Origin of the sequence: Leuconostoc sp. DB-1, from assembly GCF_013414845.1 — a bacterium.
GTDB lineage: Bacteria > Bacillota > Bacilli > Lactobacillales > Lactobacillaceae > Leuconostoc > Leuconostoc mesenteroides.
Window position 1 is genome coordinate 1,593,033 of sequence record NZ_JABFNJ010000001.1, and the last position, 19,845, is coordinate 1,612,877.

At 38.2% G+C, this 19,845-nt stretch carries 21 protein-coding genes; 4 read left to right on the top strand and 17 right to left on the bottom strand.

Translation table 11 applies throughout. The features are described from left to right. Nucleotides 1-290 precede the first annotated feature (290 nt). The 15 genes from HFP47_RS07830 to helD all read right to left on the bottom strand — a co-directional run bounded on the left by HFP47_RS07830 (nucleotide 291) and on the right by helD (nucleotide 15,290). On the bottom strand, nucleotides 291-737 hold the full coding sequence (locus HFP47_RS07830; protein ID WP_011680433.1) for a F0F1 ATP synthase subunit epsilon: 447 nt from the start codon (nucleotides 735-737) through the stop codon (nucleotides 291-293). A 14-nt stretch (nucleotides 738-751) separates the two neighbouring features. Beyond that, nucleotides 752-2,152, bottom strand: coding sequence for a F0F1 ATP synthase subunit beta (gene atpD / locus HFP47_RS07835; protein WP_002815624.1), 1,401 nt, complete (start codon nucleotides 2,150-2,152; stop codon nucleotides 752-754). 162 nt (nucleotides 2,153-2,314) lie between these two features. Further along, nucleotides 2,315-3,223, bottom strand: a complete 909-nt coding sequence (locus tag HFP47_RS07840) for a F0F1 ATP synthase subunit gamma (RefSeq protein WP_011680434.1) — start codon at nucleotides 3,221-3,223, stop codon at nucleotides 2,315-2,317. A gap of 14 nt (nucleotides 3,224-3,237) precedes the next feature. After that, on the bottom strand, nucleotides 3,238-4,755 hold the full coding sequence (atpA, locus tag HFP47_RS07845) for a F0F1 ATP synthase subunit alpha (protein ID WP_002815626.1): 1,518 nt from the start codon (nucleotides 4,753-4,755) through the stop codon (nucleotides 3,238-3,240). Between the two features lie 12 nt (nucleotides 4,756-4,767). Then, entirely contained in the window at nucleotides 4,768-5,310 is a 543-nt protein-coding gene (gene atpH / locus HFP47_RS07850) for an ATP synthase F1 subunit delta (protein WP_011680435.1), read from the bottom strand. Between the two features lie 11 nt (nucleotides 5,311-5,321). Further along, a complete protein-coding gene (gene atpF, locus HFP47_RS07855; protein WP_011680436.1) occupies nucleotides 5,322-5,825 on the bottom strand; it encodes a F0F1 ATP synthase subunit B in 504 nt (167 codons plus the stop codon). Nucleotides 5,826-5,851: 26 nt separating this feature from the next. Beyond that, on the bottom strand, nucleotides 5,852-6,079 hold the full coding sequence (gene atpE, locus HFP47_RS07860; protein ID WP_002815630.1) for a F0F1 ATP synthase subunit C: 228 nt from the start codon (nucleotides 6,077-6,079) through the stop codon (nucleotides 5,852-5,854). A gap of 172 nt (nucleotides 6,080-6,251) precedes the next feature. Next, entirely contained in the window at nucleotides 6,252-6,977 is a 726-nt protein-coding gene (atpB, locus tag HFP47_RS07865) for a F0F1 ATP synthase subunit A (RefSeq protein ID WP_002815631.1), read from the bottom strand. 356 nt (nucleotides 6,978-7,333) lie between these two features. Continuing rightward, a complete protein-coding gene (locus tag HFP47_RS07870; protein ID WP_011680437.1) occupies nucleotides 7,334-8,605 on the bottom strand; it encodes a uracil-xanthine permease family protein in 1,272 nt (423 codons plus the stop codon). Between the two features lie 126 nt (nucleotides 8,606-8,731). After that, nucleotides 8,732-9,445, bottom strand: coding sequence for a 2,3-diphosphoglycerate-dependent phosphoglycerate mutase (gene gpmA, locus HFP47_RS07875; RefSeq protein WP_096638731.1), 714 nt, complete (start codon nucleotides 9,443-9,445; stop codon nucleotides 8,732-8,734). Between the two features lie 107 nt (nucleotides 9,446-9,552). Then, nucleotides 9,553-9,753, bottom strand: coding sequence for a cold-shock protein (locus HFP47_RS07880; protein ID WP_002815634.1), 201 nt, complete (start codon nucleotides 9,751-9,753; stop codon nucleotides 9,553-9,555). Nucleotides 9,754-9,931: 178 nt separating this feature from the next. Continuing rightward, a complete protein-coding gene (locus HFP47_RS07885; RefSeq protein WP_011680439.1) occupies nucleotides 9,932-10,609 on the bottom strand; it encodes a DUF4811 domain-containing protein in 678 nt (225 codons plus the stop codon). Continuing rightward, nucleotides 10,606-12,117, bottom strand: coding sequence for an MDR family MFS transporter (locus tag HFP47_RS07890; RefSeq protein ID WP_042250627.1), 1,512 nt, complete (start codon nucleotides 12,115-12,117; stop codon nucleotides 10,606-10,608). Before HFP47_RS07890 ends, HFP47_RS07885 begins: the two co-directional genes overlap by 4 nt. Nucleotides 12,118-12,237: 120 nt before the next feature. Then, nucleotides 12,238-12,927: a type I pantothenate kinase gene (locus HFP47_RS07895; RefSeq protein ID WP_042250624.1), complete on the bottom strand. Its 690-nt coding sequence runs from the start codon at nucleotides 12,925-12,927 to the stop codon at nucleotides 12,238-12,240. Beyond that, entirely contained in the window at nucleotides 12,927-15,290 is a 2,364-nt protein-coding gene (helD, locus tag HFP47_RS07900; RefSeq protein WP_179876297.1) for an RNA polymerase recycling motor HelD, read from the bottom strand. The genes HFP47_RS07895 and helD overlap by 1 nt, the downstream gene beginning before the upstream one ends. A gap of 233 nt (nucleotides 15,291-15,523) precedes the next feature. On the opposite strand from helD, the gene HFP47_RS07905 reads away from it, so the two are divergent. The 3 genes from HFP47_RS07905 (at nucleotide 15,524) to HFP47_RS07915 (ending at nucleotide 17,978) form a co-directional block, all read left to right on the top strand. Further along, nucleotides 15,524-15,943 (top strand): MarR family winged helix-turn-helix transcriptional regulator, encoded by a 420-nt coding sequence (locus HFP47_RS07905; RefSeq protein ID WP_011680442.1) that lies wholly within the window; start codon nucleotides 15,524-15,526, stop codon nucleotides 15,941-15,943. Next, nucleotides 15,940-16,863, top strand: coding sequence for a cation transporter (locus HFP47_RS07910; protein WP_096638734.1), 924 nt, complete (start codon nucleotides 15,940-15,942; stop codon nucleotides 16,861-16,863). Before HFP47_RS07905 ends, HFP47_RS07910 begins: the two co-directional genes overlap by 4 nt. Nucleotides 16,864-16,988: 125 nt before the next feature. Next, nucleotides 16,989-17,978 (top strand): phosphatase PAP2 family protein, encoded by a 990-nt coding sequence (locus tag HFP47_RS07915; RefSeq protein ID WP_115231338.1) that lies wholly within the window; start codon nucleotides 16,989-16,991, stop codon nucleotides 17,976-17,978. A gap of 74 nt (nucleotides 17,979-18,052) precedes the next feature. On the opposite strand, the gene HFP47_RS07920 is transcribed toward HFP47_RS07915, so the two are convergent. Then, on the bottom strand, nucleotides 18,053-18,673 hold the full coding sequence (locus tag HFP47_RS07920) for a GNAT family N-acetyltransferase (protein ID WP_050884387.1): 621 nt from the start codon (nucleotides 18,671-18,673) through the stop codon (nucleotides 18,053-18,055). Between the two features lie 157 nt (nucleotides 18,674-18,830). Here HFP47_RS07920 and HFP47_RS07925 point away from each other — a divergent pair, with 157 nt between their 5' ends. Next, the gene (locus HFP47_RS07925) at nucleotides 18,831-19,133 is read left to right on the top strand and encodes a bacteriocin immunity protein (protein ID WP_011680445.1); all 303 of its coding nucleotides are present in this window, start codon (nucleotides 18,831-18,833) and stop codon (nucleotides 19,131-19,133) included. A 203-nt stretch (nucleotides 19,134-19,336) separates the two neighbouring features. Here HFP47_RS07925 and HFP47_RS07930 read toward each other — a convergent pair whose 3' ends face one another. Continuing rightward, entirely contained in the window at nucleotides 19,337-19,777 is a 441-nt protein-coding gene (locus HFP47_RS07930) for a hypothetical protein (protein WP_048592457.1), read from the bottom strand. Between the last annotated feature and the right edge of the window lie 68 nt (nucleotides 19,778-19,845).

Here is a 19,845-nt window from a genome sequence, read left to right on the forward strand (position 1 = left end):
TTAGTTTAGTCGTTGAATATAATAGACAAACGTCTGGAACATATCAAGAATATTACATACTATTATTTACTATACACTCTACTATCACCTTGTCTTATAACAATCTTAATATTTGGTTATCTGCTTAATATAGATGTTTTCTGTCTTTTTTAATTGCACTAAAATGTAGTTTTTAGCCTAAAAATGTCATTATATCTTACTTTGAACTAGGACTTATTATCGATATTCAATCATTTTTTCATTATAAAAACCCTCGAAACAATTATTTCGAGGGTTTAAATTCTTTTTATTTAGCGGCCCGATTTCAGAGCAGCAACGTGAATACGGTTCACCGCACGCATTAAGGCAATTCGTGCGCGACGTAATTCAGCGTCATTATGATCATCTTGTGCATGTGCCAAACGTGCTTCCGCACGCTCCTTGGCGCTTTCAGCACGTGACACATCAATCACATCCGAAGTTTCAGCACTATCGGCTACAACTGTCAAAGTATCATTTGAAAACTCAGCAATACCACCATTAACAGCCAATGATTCCTTATCATCACCGCGCTTGACGATTAACTCATCAATTGTTAGAGCTGCTAATATCGGTACGTGCTTTGCCATGATACCCACTTGACCACCTTGAGTGTTTACAACAGCGATATCAATACCACTTTCATTGTAAACTTCACCCGCTGGTGTCACGATTTGAACAGTAATGCCTTTTGTTGCAGTTGTTGTTTCATCTGCCATATGTCAATACCCCCTTATTGGGCCATTGTCTTGGCTTTTTCAACAACCTGCTCAATAGCACCAACGTTACGGAATGCATCTTCTGGCAAATCATCATATTTACCATCCAAAATTTCCTTGAATGAACGTACAGTTTCAGCAACTGGTACATATTCACCATTGATACCAGTAAACGTTTCGGCAACTGAAAATGGTTGTGACAAGAAGAATTGAATACGACGTGCACGGTTAACAGTCGTCTTCTCTTCATCTGACAATTCATCCATACCCAGAATTGAAATGATATCTTGCAATTCACGATAACGTTGCAGTGTACGTTGTACTTCAGTAGCAACTTCATAATGTTCTTGACCAACAATTTGTGGATCCAAAGCAGAAGAAGTTGATGCCAAAGGATCAACGGCTGGGTAGATACCTTGTTGTGTCAATGCACGTTCCAAGTTAGTTGTTGCATCCAAATGCGCGAATGTTGTAGCAGGCGCTGGATCAGTATAATCATCGGCAGGCACATAAACGGCTTGAATTGAAGTAACTGAACCCTTCTTAGTTGAAGTAATTCGTTCCTGCAATTGGCCCATTTCTGTTGCCAATGTTGGCTGATAACCAACGGCTGATGGAATACGTCCCAACAAAGCTGACACTTCAGAACCAGCCTGAGTGAAACGGAAAATGTTATCGATAAACAACAACACATCCTTACCTTCATTATCACGGAAGTTTTCAGCCATTGTCAAACCTGTTAAGGCAACACGCATACGTGCACCTGGTGGTTCGTTCATTTGACCATAAACCATGGCAGTTTGTTTCAAAACGCCTGATTCTTCCATTTCATGGTACATGTCATTACCTTCACGGGTACGTTCCCCGACACCAGTAAAGACCGAAATACCGTTGTGGCCTTGCGCAATGTTGTGAATTAATTCTTGAATCAGAACTGTCTTACCAACACCGGCACCACCAAACAAACCAATTTTTCCACCACGAACATATGGAGCAAGCAAATCAATAACTTTAATACCTGTTTCCAATATCTCTGTCGAGCTTGTCAACTCATCATACTTTGGTGCATCACGATGAATTGAGCTACGACGAACATCAGAAGCAATTGCACCATTATTATCTACAGGTTCACCCAATACGTTGAAGACACGACCAAGTGTAGCTTCACCAACTGGAACCTCAATAGGATTACCAGTGTCAACTACTCCCATGCCTCGTTGGAGCCCGTCTGTTGAGTCCATGGCAATCGTGCGGACAACGCCGTCACCCAAAGCCAAAGATACTTCAACTGTCAATGATTGCCCATTACCCTTATCAATTACAAGGGCATTGTTGATATCAGGAACTTGTTGCCCTGCTTCAAACGCAATATCGACGACCGGACCAATCACTTGTACGACTTTTCCAGTACTCATTGTCGTTTCCTTTCAGTTTTTAAGTATAAGGCTATACATGAACTGAACCGACCAATGCCAAAGTAGCCATTGGTTTTGATTCCTTTATTATGTTATACCAAATACATTCCTACACAAATAAATGTGCGTATTTTTAATATAGATTGAATGGCATTAATTAGCTTATTCCAAAGCCGCCATACCACCAGTAATTTCAGTAATTTCAGTCGTAATTGCTGCTTGACGTGCACGGTTGAACTGTAATTCTAAACGACCAATAAGATCTTTCGCATTATCAGTTGCACCCTTCATCGCTGTAGATGAAGCAGCGTGTTCAGCCGTTTTTGCATCAAGCACTGCTTCATACACTAAACTTTGCGCAAACTGTGGCAAAACAACGTTCAATACTGCTGTTGTATCCGGTTCGATTTCATAAGTTGCTTGAACATTAAGTTCAGCTTTTTGTTCTTCCGTTCCACCCATTGCATTCAGAGTGTCCCCAGTTAACGGCAATAATTGCACGTCCCTGTATTCACTAGTCAAACGGTTCACGAAATGGTTATAAACCACATGAAGTGCGTCAAACACTTCATTTTCATATAGACTTGTCACCGTTTTAACAACCGAACGAATTTCATTAAATGTTGGAACATCTGACACACCGCGGTGTTCTAAAATAACCTCAAACCCACGTTTCTTATAAAAATCAGCTCCATTACCACCGACAGCCAAAATCGTTGTATTGCTTGTATCCAAATTCAGATTTTGCATTAAAACATTGGTTTGTTTAATAACATTTGCATTGTATGATCCAACTAACCCACGATCTGATGTGACCACCAGAATACCAGTTTTTTTAATTGGACGTTGTGCAATCAATGGAATATGATCAGCATCTGCATTATCAAAGAGGTGAGCTGAAACTAAATGTTCAACAACTGCCTCTAAACGAGCTGCATAAGATCCATACCCTGCACTGTATTTTTGAATTTGACTTAATTTTGCCGTTGAGACCATTTGCATGGCACTCGTAATTTGACGTGTTTTTTTAGTGGATGAAATACGACGCTGAATATCTTGCAAAGAAGCCATAACAGCGCCTCCTTTTATTCTGCTGATTCAGATCCAGCAAATCCAGCCTTAAAGGCTTCGATTGCTGCATTCAAATCAGCCTCTTCAGGTAAGTTCTTTGTTTCAACAATTGCTTTGAATAATTCTGAAGCATTTGCATCAACATATGCAATCAATTCATCTTGGAAACGTTGAATATCTGCTACTTCAACATCATCCAAGTAACCATGTGTCAATGCATATAATACAACAACTTGATGTTGTACGGGCATTGGTTTGTTCAATGGCTGCTTCAAAATTTCAACAGTACGACGTCCACGAGCAAGCTTTGCTTGGGTTGCTGAATCCAAGTCAGAACCAAACTGCGCGAAACTTTCTAATTCACGGAAAGAAGCCAGATCCAAACGTAATGTACCAGCAACCTTCTTCATAGCCTTAATCTGCGCATCACCACCAACACGTGAAACAGAAGTTCCAGCGTCAATGGCAGGACGGACACCAGCATAGAATTGATCAGCATCTAAGAACACTTGACCATCAGTAATAGAAATTACGTTTGTTGGAATATACGCAGAAACATCACCGGCCTGCGTTTCGATAAATGGCAAAGCAGTCATTGAACCGCCACCTAATTCATCGCTCAACTTAGCCGCACGCTCTAGTAAACGTGAGTGCAAGTAGAAAACGTCACCAGGATAAGCTTCACGTCCTGGTGGACGACGAAGAATCAATGACAGCTCACGGTAAGCCGTGGCTTGCTTTGATAAATCATCATACACGATCAAAACGTGCTTGCCATTATACATGAATTCTTCACCCATGGCTGCACCAACATAAGGTGCCAAATACAACATTGGTGCTGGTTCGGAAGGACCAGCATTAACAACAATTGTATAGTCCATAGCGCCCATTTGACGTAAGGTTTCAACTTGTGCACGCACAGTTGAATTCTTTTGGCCAATGGCAACATAGATAACGATCATGTTTTGATCTTTTTGATTCAAAATTGTATCGATGGCCAAAGAAGTTTTACCTGTCTTACGGTCACCAATGATTAACTCACGTTGTCCACGTCCAATTGGAACAAGCGCATCGATTGCTTTAATACCTGTCTGTAATGGTTCGGAAACGGATTTACGTTCCATAACACCAGGTGCTTTTACTTCTACAGGGCGTGTCTTATCTGTCTTGATTTCACCCAATCCATCAATTGGTTGACCCAAGGCGTTAACAACGCGTCCGATTAATTGTTCGCCAACTGGCACTTCCATGATGCGGCCAGTACGCTTTACTGTGTCACCTTCGCGAATATCGTCAAAACCACCAAGAATGATAATTCCAACTTCGCTCGATTCGAGGTTTTGGGCCATGCCGTAAGTGCCATTAGCAAATTCGACAAGTTCACCAGCTAAGGCATTTGCCAAGCCAGTTGCACGGGCCACACCATCACCAACATAAGTGACAGTTCCCACTTCTTCTACAGTTAGCGTTGTGTCGAACTTTTCGAGCTGTTGCTTAATTAAAGCAGAAATTTCTTCAGCTTGAATAGCCATTATTCTTCCTCACTAACCTAATAATTGTGCCTTCATTTTGGCAATTTTTGTTTGCAAGCTACCATCAATTAAAGTTGATTGTGACTGCAAGATAACACCACCAAGGATGCTTTCATCAACTACGTTTTCAATATTAACTTGCTGTGCACCTGTTTTTGATGCAAAGACAGAAGCTAATTTATCTAAACGTCCATCGTCTAGTGCAACAGCCGTAGTTGCTTGCACATCCACGATGCCATTTACTTCATTATATTGGCTGACAAATTCATCAACTACAATTGATAAAATGTTCAAACGATTGTTAACCTGTAACAGCTTAACCAAATTTTTAACTGAGTCAGTGCTGTTACCTGTTAATGTTTTTAACAGATCATCACGTGAAGCAATAGCAACGTCCGCTGATGAAGCAATAGTTATGAAATTTTGGTTTTCATCAAGCACTGTTTTAATTGTGCGTAAATCCGTCAAAACCTCATCAACATTATCTTGTTCGCCAGCAAGTTCAAAAATTGCTTTGGCGTATTGGTTAGCAATATCTTTAATATTCTTTGCCATCCCAATACTCCTTATTTAGTTTCTAAATCTGAAATGTAAGCATCAATTAATGCTTGTTGATCATTTAACGATAGTTCTTTTTGCATTAACTTTGAAGCGATTGCCACCGAAAGGGCTGCAACATCGTTTTTTGCACCAGAAATTGCGTCTTCCTTGAGCTTTTGTGCATCTGTCTGCGCTTGTTGGCTGACAGAAGCTGCGCGATCGTTAGCTGCAGAGACGATTAGGTCACTTTGCTTTTGAGCGCTAGCTTTTGCATCATTAACCACTTTTGTGGCATTTTGACGTGTTTCAGCCAATTCAGCTTGACGTTGTGATGCTAATTTCTCTGCCTCTTGACGAGCTACTTCAGCACCGTCAATGTCAGAAGAAATTTTATCAGCACGTTCATCAAGAACTTTTGTCAATGGTCCGTAGGCCACCTTCTTCAAAATGAGCATCAACAAGAGGAAGGCGATGATAATAAACAGCATATTTCCAAGTGGAAGTGCTGCCAATGTTGTTATTCCCAACATGATTTTCCTCCGCTACTATTGTGTGATTACTTGCCCATCAACATGAAGGCGAAGACAATTGACAAAATTGGCATAACTTCGACCAACGCAACACCCAAGAACATACGTGACAACAAACGACCTTCAAGTTCTGGTTGACGGCTCATGCCTGCCAAGAACTGTGAAATCAAAACACCGTTACCAATACCACCACCAACGGCGGCTCCAGCAGCTGCAAGACCTGCTGCGATTACACCAAGATTGTGCAAATCCATTAGATTTCTCCTTATTCGTAGCGCACACACAAGAACTATTTCAAGCGTGCGCATTTATACTATTTTAGATGATACGCTCTCGCGTTTTATAAGCAAACCAACTCGTATTATAGAATCATTATTTACACAGTGCCTCTGTAACACAAATCTCATTTGCTTTGCAATAACACTCTTACTCGTTACCCGACAACTGTGAGATGAATACACCTGTCAAAATGACAAACACATATGCCTGAATACCACCGATGAAGAGTGAAAAGCCTTGCCAGACCATTTCAATCGGCAATGCCAGCACTGACCAGAGCCCATTAAAGTGCCCAGGCCAGGCCAAACTGTTAGCCACGAGCGTTAGTAACATTTCACCAGCGAAGATGTTACCAAACAAACGCAGTGACAACGTCAAGAAATTGGCTAATTGTTCAATAATATTCAACGGAAGCATCCATGAATATGGGGTGAAGAACATGTTCTTAATATAGCCCTTAAAACCAAGTTCTTGAACGCCCATACCGTGAGCAACCATCAACGACATAATTGCAAGCGTCATTGTTACAATCGGATCAGCAGTTGGTGACTTAATATAAGTCACACCATCGCCAAGCTTAAACTGTATTAGCAAGCCCATTTCGTTTGACACAATTACAAAGAAAAACAATGTAAATGCGAACAAACCAAACTGGCGCGCTTGCTTCTTTGTTAGCTGTCCATTCACGATACCGTTGGTGAAATCTAACAAATATTCGATTGCGTTTTGCCGTTTGTTAGGCTTTACACTAAGTTTGCGGGTTAACACAATTGAGACAATGATAACAATTGCCATAGCCAGCAACGTTGAAATAATCGTTGTCCAATCAAAGGTTAGACCAAGAAACTTAAACGTTGCCGTTGGGTCATCCATGCGCCTTCTCCTTTCTCATATAATTTGGCGAAATGGTCGAAATCGGCTATTCGTCATAACATAAAATATATGATACGCCTTTCATTTTGAAATTCAACTGTTTACCGCGATGTTTTTCACAAACTTTTGTTTTCCTTAAGAGAAACGTTGTTAGTTAAGTTCTTCCGACCTAAATATAAGAATAATAACGTTTATCAGGATTTTTACATTATTTTAAATGTATACGTTTACAATTTCTGTTCGTATCACAAACTTTAACATTTTTATAGAATAGTAAATTTCAGACCAATGTTTATTGACTGTCTAATCATTAATAAAAAAGAACCGAATTTTTAACAAATTCCGCTCTCTATGATTTACTTTTCACTTGCAGCCACTTTTGGCAACACCAAATTCAATACAATGCCCAAAATAGTAGCAATGGCAACACCAGAAAAATCAACTTGTGTGCTTAATTGTAAATGAAAGTTTCCAATACCGACAACCATAATAGGTGCTGCAATCATTAAATTACGTTTCTTACTATAATCAACCTTATTGTCAACGATAACTTGCAACCCTGCAGCCGCAATGACACCGTACAACATAAAGCCAACACCACCCGTAACAGCGCCAGGGATCGTCGAAATCAAAGCTGATAGCTTACCAACAAAACTAAAAACGACCGCAAAAAAGGCTGCTCCACCAATGACCCAAACTGAATAAACACGGCTCAATTGCATAACGCCAATGTTTTCACCGTAAGATGTTACCGCTGGTCCACCAATCAATCCAGCAACAACAGAAGCCGTACCATCCCCCGTTAAGGTACGTTTCAAACCTGGATTTTCAAAAAAATCAGTCCCAGTGATTTTTGACAAAACCATCAAATGTCCTAGATGCTCAGACAGCGTAACTAAAGCTAATGGTGCCATGCTCAGTACAGCCGCTGGATAAAAGACGAAACCATCTTTACCAATGAACGTCTCAAAATTAGGTAATTGGAACCAATGGGCAGAAGCCACAGGGCTTAAATCTACTAGACCAGTGATTAAAGCCACAATATAACCAAAGATAATTCCAAGTAGCACTGGCAATAGTCCTAAAAATCCCCTTAAGAACATATTAAAAGCAATCGTTGCCAGCAACGTAACCAACGCGACCGTAAACACACGAATATCATAATGTCCATTCATGGTAGTCGCTGAGGAAGCAGCAGAACCAGCTAGACTCAAGCCAATTACCATGATGATAGGTCCCACGACCTCAGCTGGGAAAATATGCTCAATCCAAGCAGTGCCAGTAAAAGTTACAATGAAAGCAACAACCAAATATACTAGCCCAACAGAGATAATTCCTTGCGCTACGGCTGGATAACCAACTGTCTTCAGCAAGGACGTCATGGGAATAATGAAAGCAAAGCTTGAACCCATGTAAGCTGGTACTTTACCACGTGTAATCAGTAAATGAAGCAGTGTACCGACTCCTGAGGTAAACAGGGCTACTCCAGGATTGAGGCCAACGAGTAATGGCACTAAAACAGTAGCGCCGAACATAGAAAACAGATGTTGCAATGATAAACCTAACCATGTAAAAAAGGGTGGCTTATCATGTAAATCATAAATCGCATTATTTTGATTTTTTGACATAAGGGGGTCTCTCCTGCAGAATATACTTATTTTATTATAAACAAAATTCCAAAATAATGTCGAAAGATTGCATAAAAAAAGACACACTACTCAATCTATGAAACAGCATATCTTTTATGAATTAAATTACTTAGTTAATGTCTTTTTTGATACGACTGACAAATCATCAGCCAAATCATATACCAATGGTTGTCCGTTAGCAATTTCAACATTCAAAATGTCGTCATCTGAGATGTTTTCCAAGTGCTTAACCAAGGCACGCAATGAGTTACCGTGAGCAGCAATAACCACGTTTTTACCAGCTTTTAAATCTTTTGAAATGTCTGATTCCCAGAAAGGCAATACACGTTCCAAAGTAATTTTCAAGTTTTCACCCAATGGCAATTCACCTTCAGGTACATCGGCGTAACGACGATCAAATGCTGGGTAAGTATTACCTTGTACTGTCATTGTTTCATCATATGAGTCCAACAATGGTGGCAAAACGTCGTATGAACGACGCCAGATGTGAACTTGCTCGTCACCCCACTTTTCAGCAGCTTCGGCTTTGTTTTGACCTTGCAATGCGCCATAATGACGTTCATTCAAACGCCATGACTTTGCTTCTGGAATAAACAATTGTCCTGCTTCTTCTAAAGCCATGTGCAATGTTTGGATTGCACGCGTCAAAACTGACGTATATGCTTGGTCAAATTGAATACCTTCAGCAGCCAAAAGATCGCCAGCTTCTTTGGCTTGGGCAATACCTTTTTCAGACAACTTTGTGTCAATCCAACCATTAAACAAGTTTAATGCATTCCATTCACTTTGACCGTGACGGATTAATACTAACTTAGCCATGTGTGCTAAACTCCTTAGTTTGTGTTTAATTTAACGACTATATTATACCACGTTTTGGTGACACAAAAAAACACACAACTTATATAAGTTGTGTGTTCCAAAAGAAATTAACCCTTTGTGATGTTTGTTGCTTGCAAACCGCGGTCTGAAGTTTCAACGTCAAATGTAACTGCTTGACCTTCGTCAAGAGTCTTGAAGCCGTCGCCTTGGATTGCTGAGAAGTGTGCGAATACATCTTCGCCGCTTTCGCGTGTGATGAATCCGTAACCCTTTTCTCCGTTAAACCACTTTACTGTGCCTTTTTCCATGATATGTTTCTCCTTTGGTGTGCTCACCAAGTTTTATTGTTCGTAATTTAAATAATTGGTACTGAGCGCCTTCCGAGAAAAACAAATCAAAATCAAAAACTTTTATTACTCTTACAGTGTAACACATCCATAAAAATTAGCAAGCATTACGCATATTAATTTAAATCCTATGATGAAATCATTTACTATCTAGAGCTGCCTTAACTGCCTTAACCTGCATTTGCGCTGCTTTGTCAGGATCTTTTTGAGCTAATTCTGCTAATTGCTTTTGTTGTTCAGCAGCAGCAGCTTTTTCAGCATCTGTTTTAGGCGTCATTTTAGCAGATAGTGATTTTGCCTGAGTAGTTGTCAAGGCAATCCAGGTACTTGGTACTTGATAAATAGTACGTCGATGCTTCAAACTCTTATTATTATCAGCAATTCCAAACAATAATTTGTAAGTATTGTTTTTATAAACCCAACGTGTAGTTTTTGTGACCTTGTATGCTTTGTTTCCAGCGATACTTTCTCGTCTAGAAGTTGTTTTCAAATCTGGCTTTGCCACGAAAGTTTTCTTAGCATCGGAACTTGTTTTATAAATATAAACATTTTCTTTACCATTAGTTCCAACACCTTGATACAACAGCATACCAAATCCTTGATTAGCATCACCCGCTGTATAAATTTGCTGTTTTTTGGTCGTCGTAACTGCTTTCATACCATAATGATCGTGCATGTTTGCAACAATGCCAATCACAGAAATAATTAAACCGATAAACATAATCAGAGCGGTTAGCAAACGAATAACACGGTTTTCTAACATCATATTTGCTAAAAAGCCTAGCAGCGCAAATACTGCCATAATTAAAATAATCATTTTGACGCCTCCATCTTTGATGGTGTGTTTACCTTACCGCTGTGCAATGTAAATGCAATAATAACAGCTACAATGGCAAAGGATGCTGCCAGAAGAAATGAAGCATGAAAACCTTTCAACGTCGCATCAATCATTTTTTGTGCCCATTCTAACGGATCTTGCCCTTTTAAGGCAGATGATGGCTTATTATTATCTGTTACTGATTGCATCATTGAAGCCAAAATAGCTGTTCCTAGGGATGAAGCAATTTGACGCATTGTGTTGTTAGCTGCCGTTCCTTGTGCAGCAGTCTCTGGAGACAAAGCACCCATAGCTGATGCTGTTAGCGGCATCATAACCATGGCAATACCAAACATACGCAATGTGTAAAGTGCTGTGATATATATAGACGGCGTATCAGCGGTCATATAAAACAATGGTAGTGTGCCAATAATTAAAATAGTAAAACCAGTAATAGCTAAACGCTTAGCGCCATGCTTGTCATAGAATGCACCGGCTAATGGTGAAATAAGTCCCATCATTAATGCACCTGGTAATAATGTTAATCCTGAGTGCAAAGGCGTCATGCCACGAATATTTTGTAAGAAGATTGGCAGAATCATTTCAACCCCAATCATGGACATCATAGCTAAAGAAACCAAAATTGTCGTAATCGTGAACTGCCTATTTTTGAATACTGACATATCTAAGAATGGCTTATCCATTCTTGATTGATGCCACATAAATTCTGCAATAATTAAAATACCTGCTATTAATGGTAAGATAACCCAACCAAGGTCGCCCCAACCATGTGTTGATACCATGGCAAAACCGAATAGTAACAATCCAAACCCAAATGTCGATTCGATTAGTGAACGCACATTAAGAGAAATATTCCTAGTAGGTAAAACATCGTGGAATACAAAGAATGAGGCAATAATAACAATAATGACGACTGGTAAGTCAATTAGAAATATAGAGCGCCAAGAATTTTGTAACGTGAAACCCAGAAAAGTATGATCTTTCTCCAAAATCCACCCTGATAGTGTTGGTCCGATGGCAGGTGCCATACCAACAACTAGACCACCCAAGCCCATGGCTTTTCCACGTGACTCTGCATCAAACAGCGTCAAGGATACGACCTGCATCAGAGGCATCAAGACACCAACTGCCATTGCTTGTAATACACGTGCAACCATTAGCAACCAGAATGCATTTGTTGGTGTTATAAAGGCCAAAAAAGTTCCGGCTGTAAATAAGCTCAACGCTGATAAATAAAGCGTTTTTGTGGGAATTCTTGTCGTTAAGAAGGCTGAAACCGGCACCATAATACCGTTAGCCATTAAGAATATGGTCGTCAACCATTGTACGGTAGAGGCATTAACATCAAAAGCCTTCATCAGTGCTGGTTGTGCTGTTCCAAGTGAGGTCTGCATCAGCATCACCGAGAAGACACCAACCAATAAGACGAGCATCATAGCTAAGCGATTGACGCTTTTACCATGTGTATCTGTAATTGTATCTGACATGTGTAAATCCTTTCATTCGATTCCTGCTTTTTACAGAAAACACTTTGATACTATTTAACTTCAAATGCTTATTTTACGCTTTAACAAAAAATTGTCAACATAGTTGACAATAAATAACAGTTATTTTAATTCGATATCAAAAATACGGTGTTGTTTATCAAAATGAACAATCACGTCAGCAAGTGATTTCGTGGGTAAAATATACTGATCCAGATTTTTTTGATTAGTGTTTTCCCAAACTTGCATAACTAACTGAGTAAATTCGTCGATCGGCATTTTGGCGTAATCATAACGCCAACTAGAGGAATCATCCTTGGCTAAAGCTGTGACCTCAAGCGTTCGGGATAGATACCATTCTTTGATATCTGCCAAATCAGCATCTATATATATTTTCAAATCAAAATGTTTGGGTGGTAACTGCAAAGCAACAACACCCTCAACGATTAGGATATTAGGTAATTCAATAATTTGTGTCTCGTTTGGATGAATATCCGCAAGTTCCTGTGTATAAACTGGAATATTGAGTGACTTTTCCCCCGCACGAAAGCGCGTGATAACTTTTTCCAACAGATCAAGATTGTATGTCTGTGGAAAACCTTTTTGATCAAATAGACCACGCTCATGGAGTTCATCATTAGACATTAAAAAGTCATCAGTGCTGATGACTGTTGTTTTGATATTCTGTTGGCTAAGCTTATCAGCCAAATCATGTGCAAATGTGCTTTTACCGACGGCCACAGAACCTGTAATACCAATAACCATAAATGGCGCAACGTACTTGCTTTTAATCAAATTATCTAGATCAATCATTATCGAACCTCATAGAGGTTTTTTGACACATTATTTAGTAGCGGTGTCGTAGCCCTTTCTGCAATAATTGTCAGGCGATGCATAGCTCGCGATGAAACAGTATACAATAGACGGCGTTCACTATCTTCCTTATACCGTGTTTTATCTGCATGCCATATGATAACGGCATCGAATTCTAGTCCCTTAGCAAGGTATGATGGCACGATAATAACACCTGGAGCTAGCCGCTGGTTTTCTGATTGAATCAAAGTAACTGTTTTGTCATTAAGCGTTTGTGACAAAGCTTTTGCATCGGCCAATGTTTTTGTAATGATTGCTGTTGATTCTTGTTCTTCAGTGTTTTCACGCAATTGATTTTCTAGCAATTTCAGTAGTTCGTTCTCGTCTTGCCCAATATAGACTACCGGTTTCTCACCATCTCGATTAAACGCGTCAATGTTTTGACCGTCTATCAAAATTTCTTTTGTAAAATCTGTAATTTGCTGTGTAGAACGATAGGTTTGCGTTAGTTGAACATTTTCAACACGCTCTGGCGCAAATAAAGTTGCAAAGTCTTCCCGTAAATGGCTAGCATTATCCTTTGTAAATATAGCTTGGTTCAAATCTCCTAAGACCGTGAACTTAGCCAGTGGAAAACTAAACTTCAAGAAGGCAAGTTGGAATGGTGTATAATCTTGAATCTCATCAATAAACAAAAAGCGAATATCACGTTCACCATGCTTCCCTGTGATTAAGTCATAAAGATATAAATAAATCGTTGTATCAGCGAGGGACATTTGATGATTCTTTAAATTGCTAATCACTTGTTCAACATGTTCACGCCACTCATCATTTGAGATGCCATACGCAGATAAATCAATATATTTGTGAGCTTCACGTAGAAAATCCACAAATTGCGCATTAATATTTAAAAAGCGACTACGTCTAATTTGTTGTGCCAAAGGTTTTAAGGCACGCGTTACGATTTGTTTAGCCAAGAACTTTCTTTCAGCTTTTTCACTAGAAAACTCACGTTCTCGCTCACCTTGACCAAGTTGCGTACGTCGTGTAACAGCCGCAGCATCAACCTCTTCATTATCACCCATGCGCACACGACCGGCACCCACTAGTTCATCATATTCCTGCTTTGACAGATTTTCAATTTCAAGATCAACCCAATCTTTACGCATTTCTGTGCCAAGACGACTGCTCAATATTCGCATCAACGTATCTCGCGTTGCTTCCAAACGTTGGCTGAGTTTGTAGTTCTCATTGTATTGATAATAAATTTCAGCAATACGCTCTTTGGGAATCAATGGTTCATCACGAAACACAATACTACGTAACTTCATTCCACCACGATTTAAACTGTCAGCATATGCTGCGACAGCTTTGAACATCATTAAGCTACCTTTAGCAAGAGCAATTTTACTATCGGTCTTGTCAATTTCAAAGCGTTCTTGCAATGTTTCAACAGCAATTTTTGGTAAACGACGTGAAGCATATTGATAAAATGTCATCTGTACCATGTTTTGCTCGCCTAATTCGGGTAAAACTTGATCAATGTAGTCATTAAACAGTTGGTTTGGGCTAAACAAAATAACTTGTCCACTAGTTAGTTTTCCGCGGTAACGGTATAGCAAATAGGCAATACGTTGCAAAACAGCAGCTGTCTTACCTGATCCAGCTGCTCCTTGGACAAATAATAAATCGGCACTTGTATTACGAATGATTTTATTTTGTTCTTTTTGGATGGTGGTGACGATTGATTTCATCTTCGTTGACGACTCACCATTCAGCGCGTTCATCAACATTGCATCACCAATCGCCTCTTCCGTATCAAACAAGGTTACAATGATACCATCTTCAATTTGAAATTGGCGTTTCAGCGTTACATGCGCCTTTTGCGAGCCATCAGGTGTCAAATATTCAACATCCCCAATACCACCATCATAATAAATTGATGCTACTGGTGCGCGCCAATCATAGACATAATAGTTGTTCTCATTATCGCTAAAAGAGCCAAGCCCAATATAAATTGTCTCTGCTTCGCTACTTTCACTGACTGATTCACTAAAATCTATACGCGCAAAATAAGGTTTTTTAATTTGCTTTGTTAATGTTTCAAATCTTGCTTCTGCTCGTGTTTTTGAACTTTCACGTTCAGCAAGCATTTGTTGCTGCTGACGTACTGACATGGCTGTTTCGACAATGCCAGAATAGGTGTCTGTTTTTAAACGTACATCTCCCCAGCTTTTTGATACATCATTAATATTCCGATTAGAACGCTTTATCTCAGCTTCGGTATCAATTAACGATTTTTTCATTTTCTTGAGGGTTTTGTTTAAATACTGCGTTTCAACTTGTTTAATTTTATCGTTCAAAATGCGTCTCACTCTCTTGATTTCAATGTAATAATTATACGCTTAGTAATTTCAAATGAACAGCAAAATGAATAATGAAAGTACGATACTATTCAAATAAAATAAAATATCGCATATAACTTCCGATAAAATAAAGTATAATTCAGTTGACAAACTAAATAATTAAGGATATGATTAACAAAAGTAGTTATCAAAGGTAATTACTTTTGTTAATCATATATTGGAGGAAGTATATGAAACCTATAAGCCACATCTTCTCAGAATTGTACGATAAAGTATTGTTGCAATACCAGCAACAGTCTGATAGCAACGAACGCTTTCCTAATCTGTCTTCAAATGATGAATATTACATTGATCTCCTATATACATTGGAAAATCCAACTGTAACTAGCTTTGCGGATAAGGCAAAAATATCCAAACCCGCTGCTACTCGAATCATTCATCGCTTTGTTGCAGAGAAATATTTAGTTAAACGACCATCAACAGTTGACAAACGGACATCATACTTAGAATTAAGTGCAGAAATGAAAATAAATTGCGAAAAAAATCGTCAATTATTTGATCAGGTTTTTCTAGATTCAATTTCTGTATTAACTCCTGAAGAACAAACAGTGTTACACAAGATTATGTTCAAGATTAACGAGAAAATATGAATCAAAAAAATATTGAACAGCGTAGTCTAGTCATTGGTTGTATATGGCTTTTTGCAATGGGGGTTGCAGCGCTTACAGCATATTTTTCAACACGACTAGAAGCATTATTTGTTGATGCATACTTTACTTTAATCACACTAACCACTGGTCTTTTATCTATTGTCATCTCAAAAATAAGTACACAAGTTAGCAAACGTTTTCCAAATGGTCTGTTCGTTTTGGAACCGCTGTATGCATTTTTTCAGTCATTATTGACAATTGTACTATTGTTGATTTCATTAATGACTGTCAGCTCAAAAGCTTATCAATACTTTGTCTATGGACACGGGCAACTTTTAAATATTGCCCCTGTCATACCGTATGAGATTGTGATGGTTATTCTATCATTAACACTCTCATGGTTCTATCAATTACAAAACAAAAAAATCCACAATATCAGTACACTTCTATCAGCTGAAACAAAAGGAGCGATGATTGATGGTGTCATGTCAGCCGGAATTGGGGTCGCTGCATTTTTCATCCTATTCATTGATAAAAAGTCCCCATTAAGCTTTCTTTTATATACTGGAGATTCCTTTATTACAGTGATTATTGTTTTATTTATTATTAGAATCCCGTTGCGTATAATGAAAAATGCTTTGATTGAGATTAGCGGCGGCCTAACACAAGATCAAGGGATAAAATCATTCATTGAAAGAGCCATTCAAAGTCACTTAACAACCGATTTTTCAATTGATGATTGCAAAATCTATAAGGTTGGTATGTCTTTTAAAGCTTGTATATCTATTAGCAGTCGAACAGATATGGTCGATACCAAAAAATTGACAACCTATAAAAAGAACATCTTAAATGACCTCTCTCGTAAAATTTCTTTCATAACTATTATCTTTATCTATTCAAACATTGGGGAAAAAAGTTAATTTTTATTTCTAAAAAGCTGCGGTTACGCAGTTTTTTTGCATTCTATAAGAACCCTTTACATAACTTTGACGATATAACAATATCTATCAAATATACTAAAGTTATTAATTTGGAGGACAACATTATGCAATGGGCTGCTAGAACTACTAACGTGAAACTACCGAGTGAAAATCAAAGTACATTTGAGACCACAGACAGTGAAAAAAAAGTACTTACATTGCTACTAAGCATTGGATTCGTGACTTTATTGTTCGCTACATTTTTTGATAAAAATGTTACCTCTGCAGTAATGGACCAGAATTCTATATTTGGTAATATTTTCCAAAATTACGCTGATCAAGGCGCAGGAATTGTTTTATTCACTGCCTTTGAGATCATTGCCTGGACAATATGGCGACGCGTTCAGGGAAACATTTTGAAATATGTTATGACAGGTGGCGCTTTGATATTTGCCTTTAATCAAATGCTGGCGATATTGCAAGATATGTTGAGTTACACGTATTCCATGCTCAATAATTTATCAAAAGGAATTCCCCTGGGCGTCGCAAACAATACTTCGGCAGTGGCAAACTATCCTGAACCGCTTCGTTGGAGCGCAGCCATTATCTTAACAATATTACTGTCATTTGTATTCTTTAATTGGCTTAAAGATAAAAACAACGCCGCTATTAGCTATCTACTCAATGCTGCTTTAATCGGAATTGCCGTTGTTTTCATCGCACAAACAACAATCGGCGATATGAAAGCATTGTGGGGACGCTTTCGACCCTACGAAATGACAACCATTTCCGGAAACACAATGAGTGAATTTACACCTTGGTATCATTTGAACGGTGTGAATGGTCATAACTCTTTTCCTTCTGGTCACACAATGTCCGGCTGGTTATTTTTATACTTAACTTTCTTTGTTCCTCGAGGAAATATTAGTTTGCAAAAGAAAATGACAATTTTTGGGATTGCAATGGGTATTCTTACCGGTCTTAGTCGCGTACGGATTGGTGCACATTGGCTAAGTGATGTTACTGTGTCAAGCATGTTAGTCGGTCTCATCATCTTCATGGCGAGTCGTTTATTAACAGCACATTTTGTTGAAACCCGCTCCTCGCTGAATTAAAATAATCGCTATTAAGAATCGCTATGAAAATAAATCACAGCAGTTCTTTTTATTTTCGCTCAAATAAAATTTTGTTATCCAATTGTATACTCGTACTTAAATACCCAAGTATCATTGACTTGTCCGAATGAAGTAAAAGACGATCTAGTGACTTCATTAAAGCCATTTTTCTGATAAAAAACACTGTTGATTGCTGTATTAGTAATCAAACATAGATCTTTACCACCTCTTTTTTCAACCATATCAATAATTTGTGATATCGTTCTTGAGCCTATTTTCTGGCCTTGATATTTTGGTGAAACAACCAATGTATCTATGTACCAAAAATTTCCAAATTCTTCGGGCATGACATCATCTGATTGAGATAGATTTTGCATGATACGTCCGGCTATTTTAGGAGAACATTTAAAAGGTAGTTGCCATCCACCAACCTTAACATACGTCCAAAAACTAATCTGGTGCTGTTGTGGTGCTTTCAAAATAAAGGAAGCAACTATCTCTGACCCTTCAACACAAACGAAACAATCTTCACGCCTAATATTCGCTAGCGTATTTAAATACAATAAAAAATATAGTGCTTGCTGTAATTGAGACTTGTCAGTTGAGACATTAAATAGAGGATAATCATGGAAAGCATCATATGTCAATTTAGTAACATGATCCAAGTCTTCCAGCGTAGCTGTTCTAATAATCATTCTATTCTCCAATATTTTTAAAGTAAACTGTAGTTTATTATCTCATAAACCCAACAAAGTGTCGTCTTTAAAAATGAGATTATTGACAGAAAAACACTTTAGCGTGATAATAGCATTAATTAAACAACGTTTATTAATTGAGGGGAATTTTAAAACTATGCAAAAAGATGAAAAAGTTGAAACCATGTTGGATCAAATGAGTGTCGCCTTTTCTGATGAGGATGTTAAAAATCAACCAGAACTACGAGAAATGATTTTCAATTACGCACAGGAGTTGACTAAAACGCAAAATACCGGCTTAGTGGCTACTAAAATGGTTAAATCTCTTGTTCAATACTATTGGATAACAAAAACTCAATTACCCGAAGCAGCAATCGAACTTCATCATCAAATCAAAAGAGACGCCACAGTGTACGACGGCATCGCGATGTCTGCCATGCTGTTACCTGTATGGTTCTAATTGCTTGGGTCATTTATCGTTAGCTTAAAATACAAAAAGCTTCTATATAAATACTGACTGCTTGATCAGTTATGCATTTATACAGAGGCTTTTTTACGTTTTTAATTTTTTCACCCAAATAGCTTACCTACACAAAAACAGATAGGCTAATTTACTGCTCATTATCAAATTGCATCTTTGAAATCAAAAGGCAATCGAGTTGTTCACTTTTTTAATATTTTTGCCCAAAAGCCTTTCGATTTCTCTTTTTGCAATTCATTTTTTAAGTTATCAATTTCTGATACAAACTCAGAAGTGTCTGAAACTTCAAGATATTGCTGTTCTTTTACGTCAATTTTATGTTGTAAGTCAAGAGATAGCGTTTGTTGCTGGTCGAGTAATTTATGAAGTTGTTTAATTTGTTCATCTTTTGTCTTGAGTTGTTCTGACAAAGTCTTGACACTTTCTGAAACAGCATCAGAATGATTATTATCAACATTTTCAGGCATTGACTCGAGATTTTTTAGTTCTTCCTGTGTAAATTCACGCTGACTAGGATTGATGTTCCAAGCCTTTGCTCTCCTATAATACGTAGCTTTACTAATATCAAGTTTCTTAAGAATACTTGTTAATGTTTTGAATTCTACTTTTTCACTCTCAGCCATTGTCTGATACCTTTCTGATAAACATTGAATACTAACAGTATACCTTTATCTTGAAAAATAGGAAACAG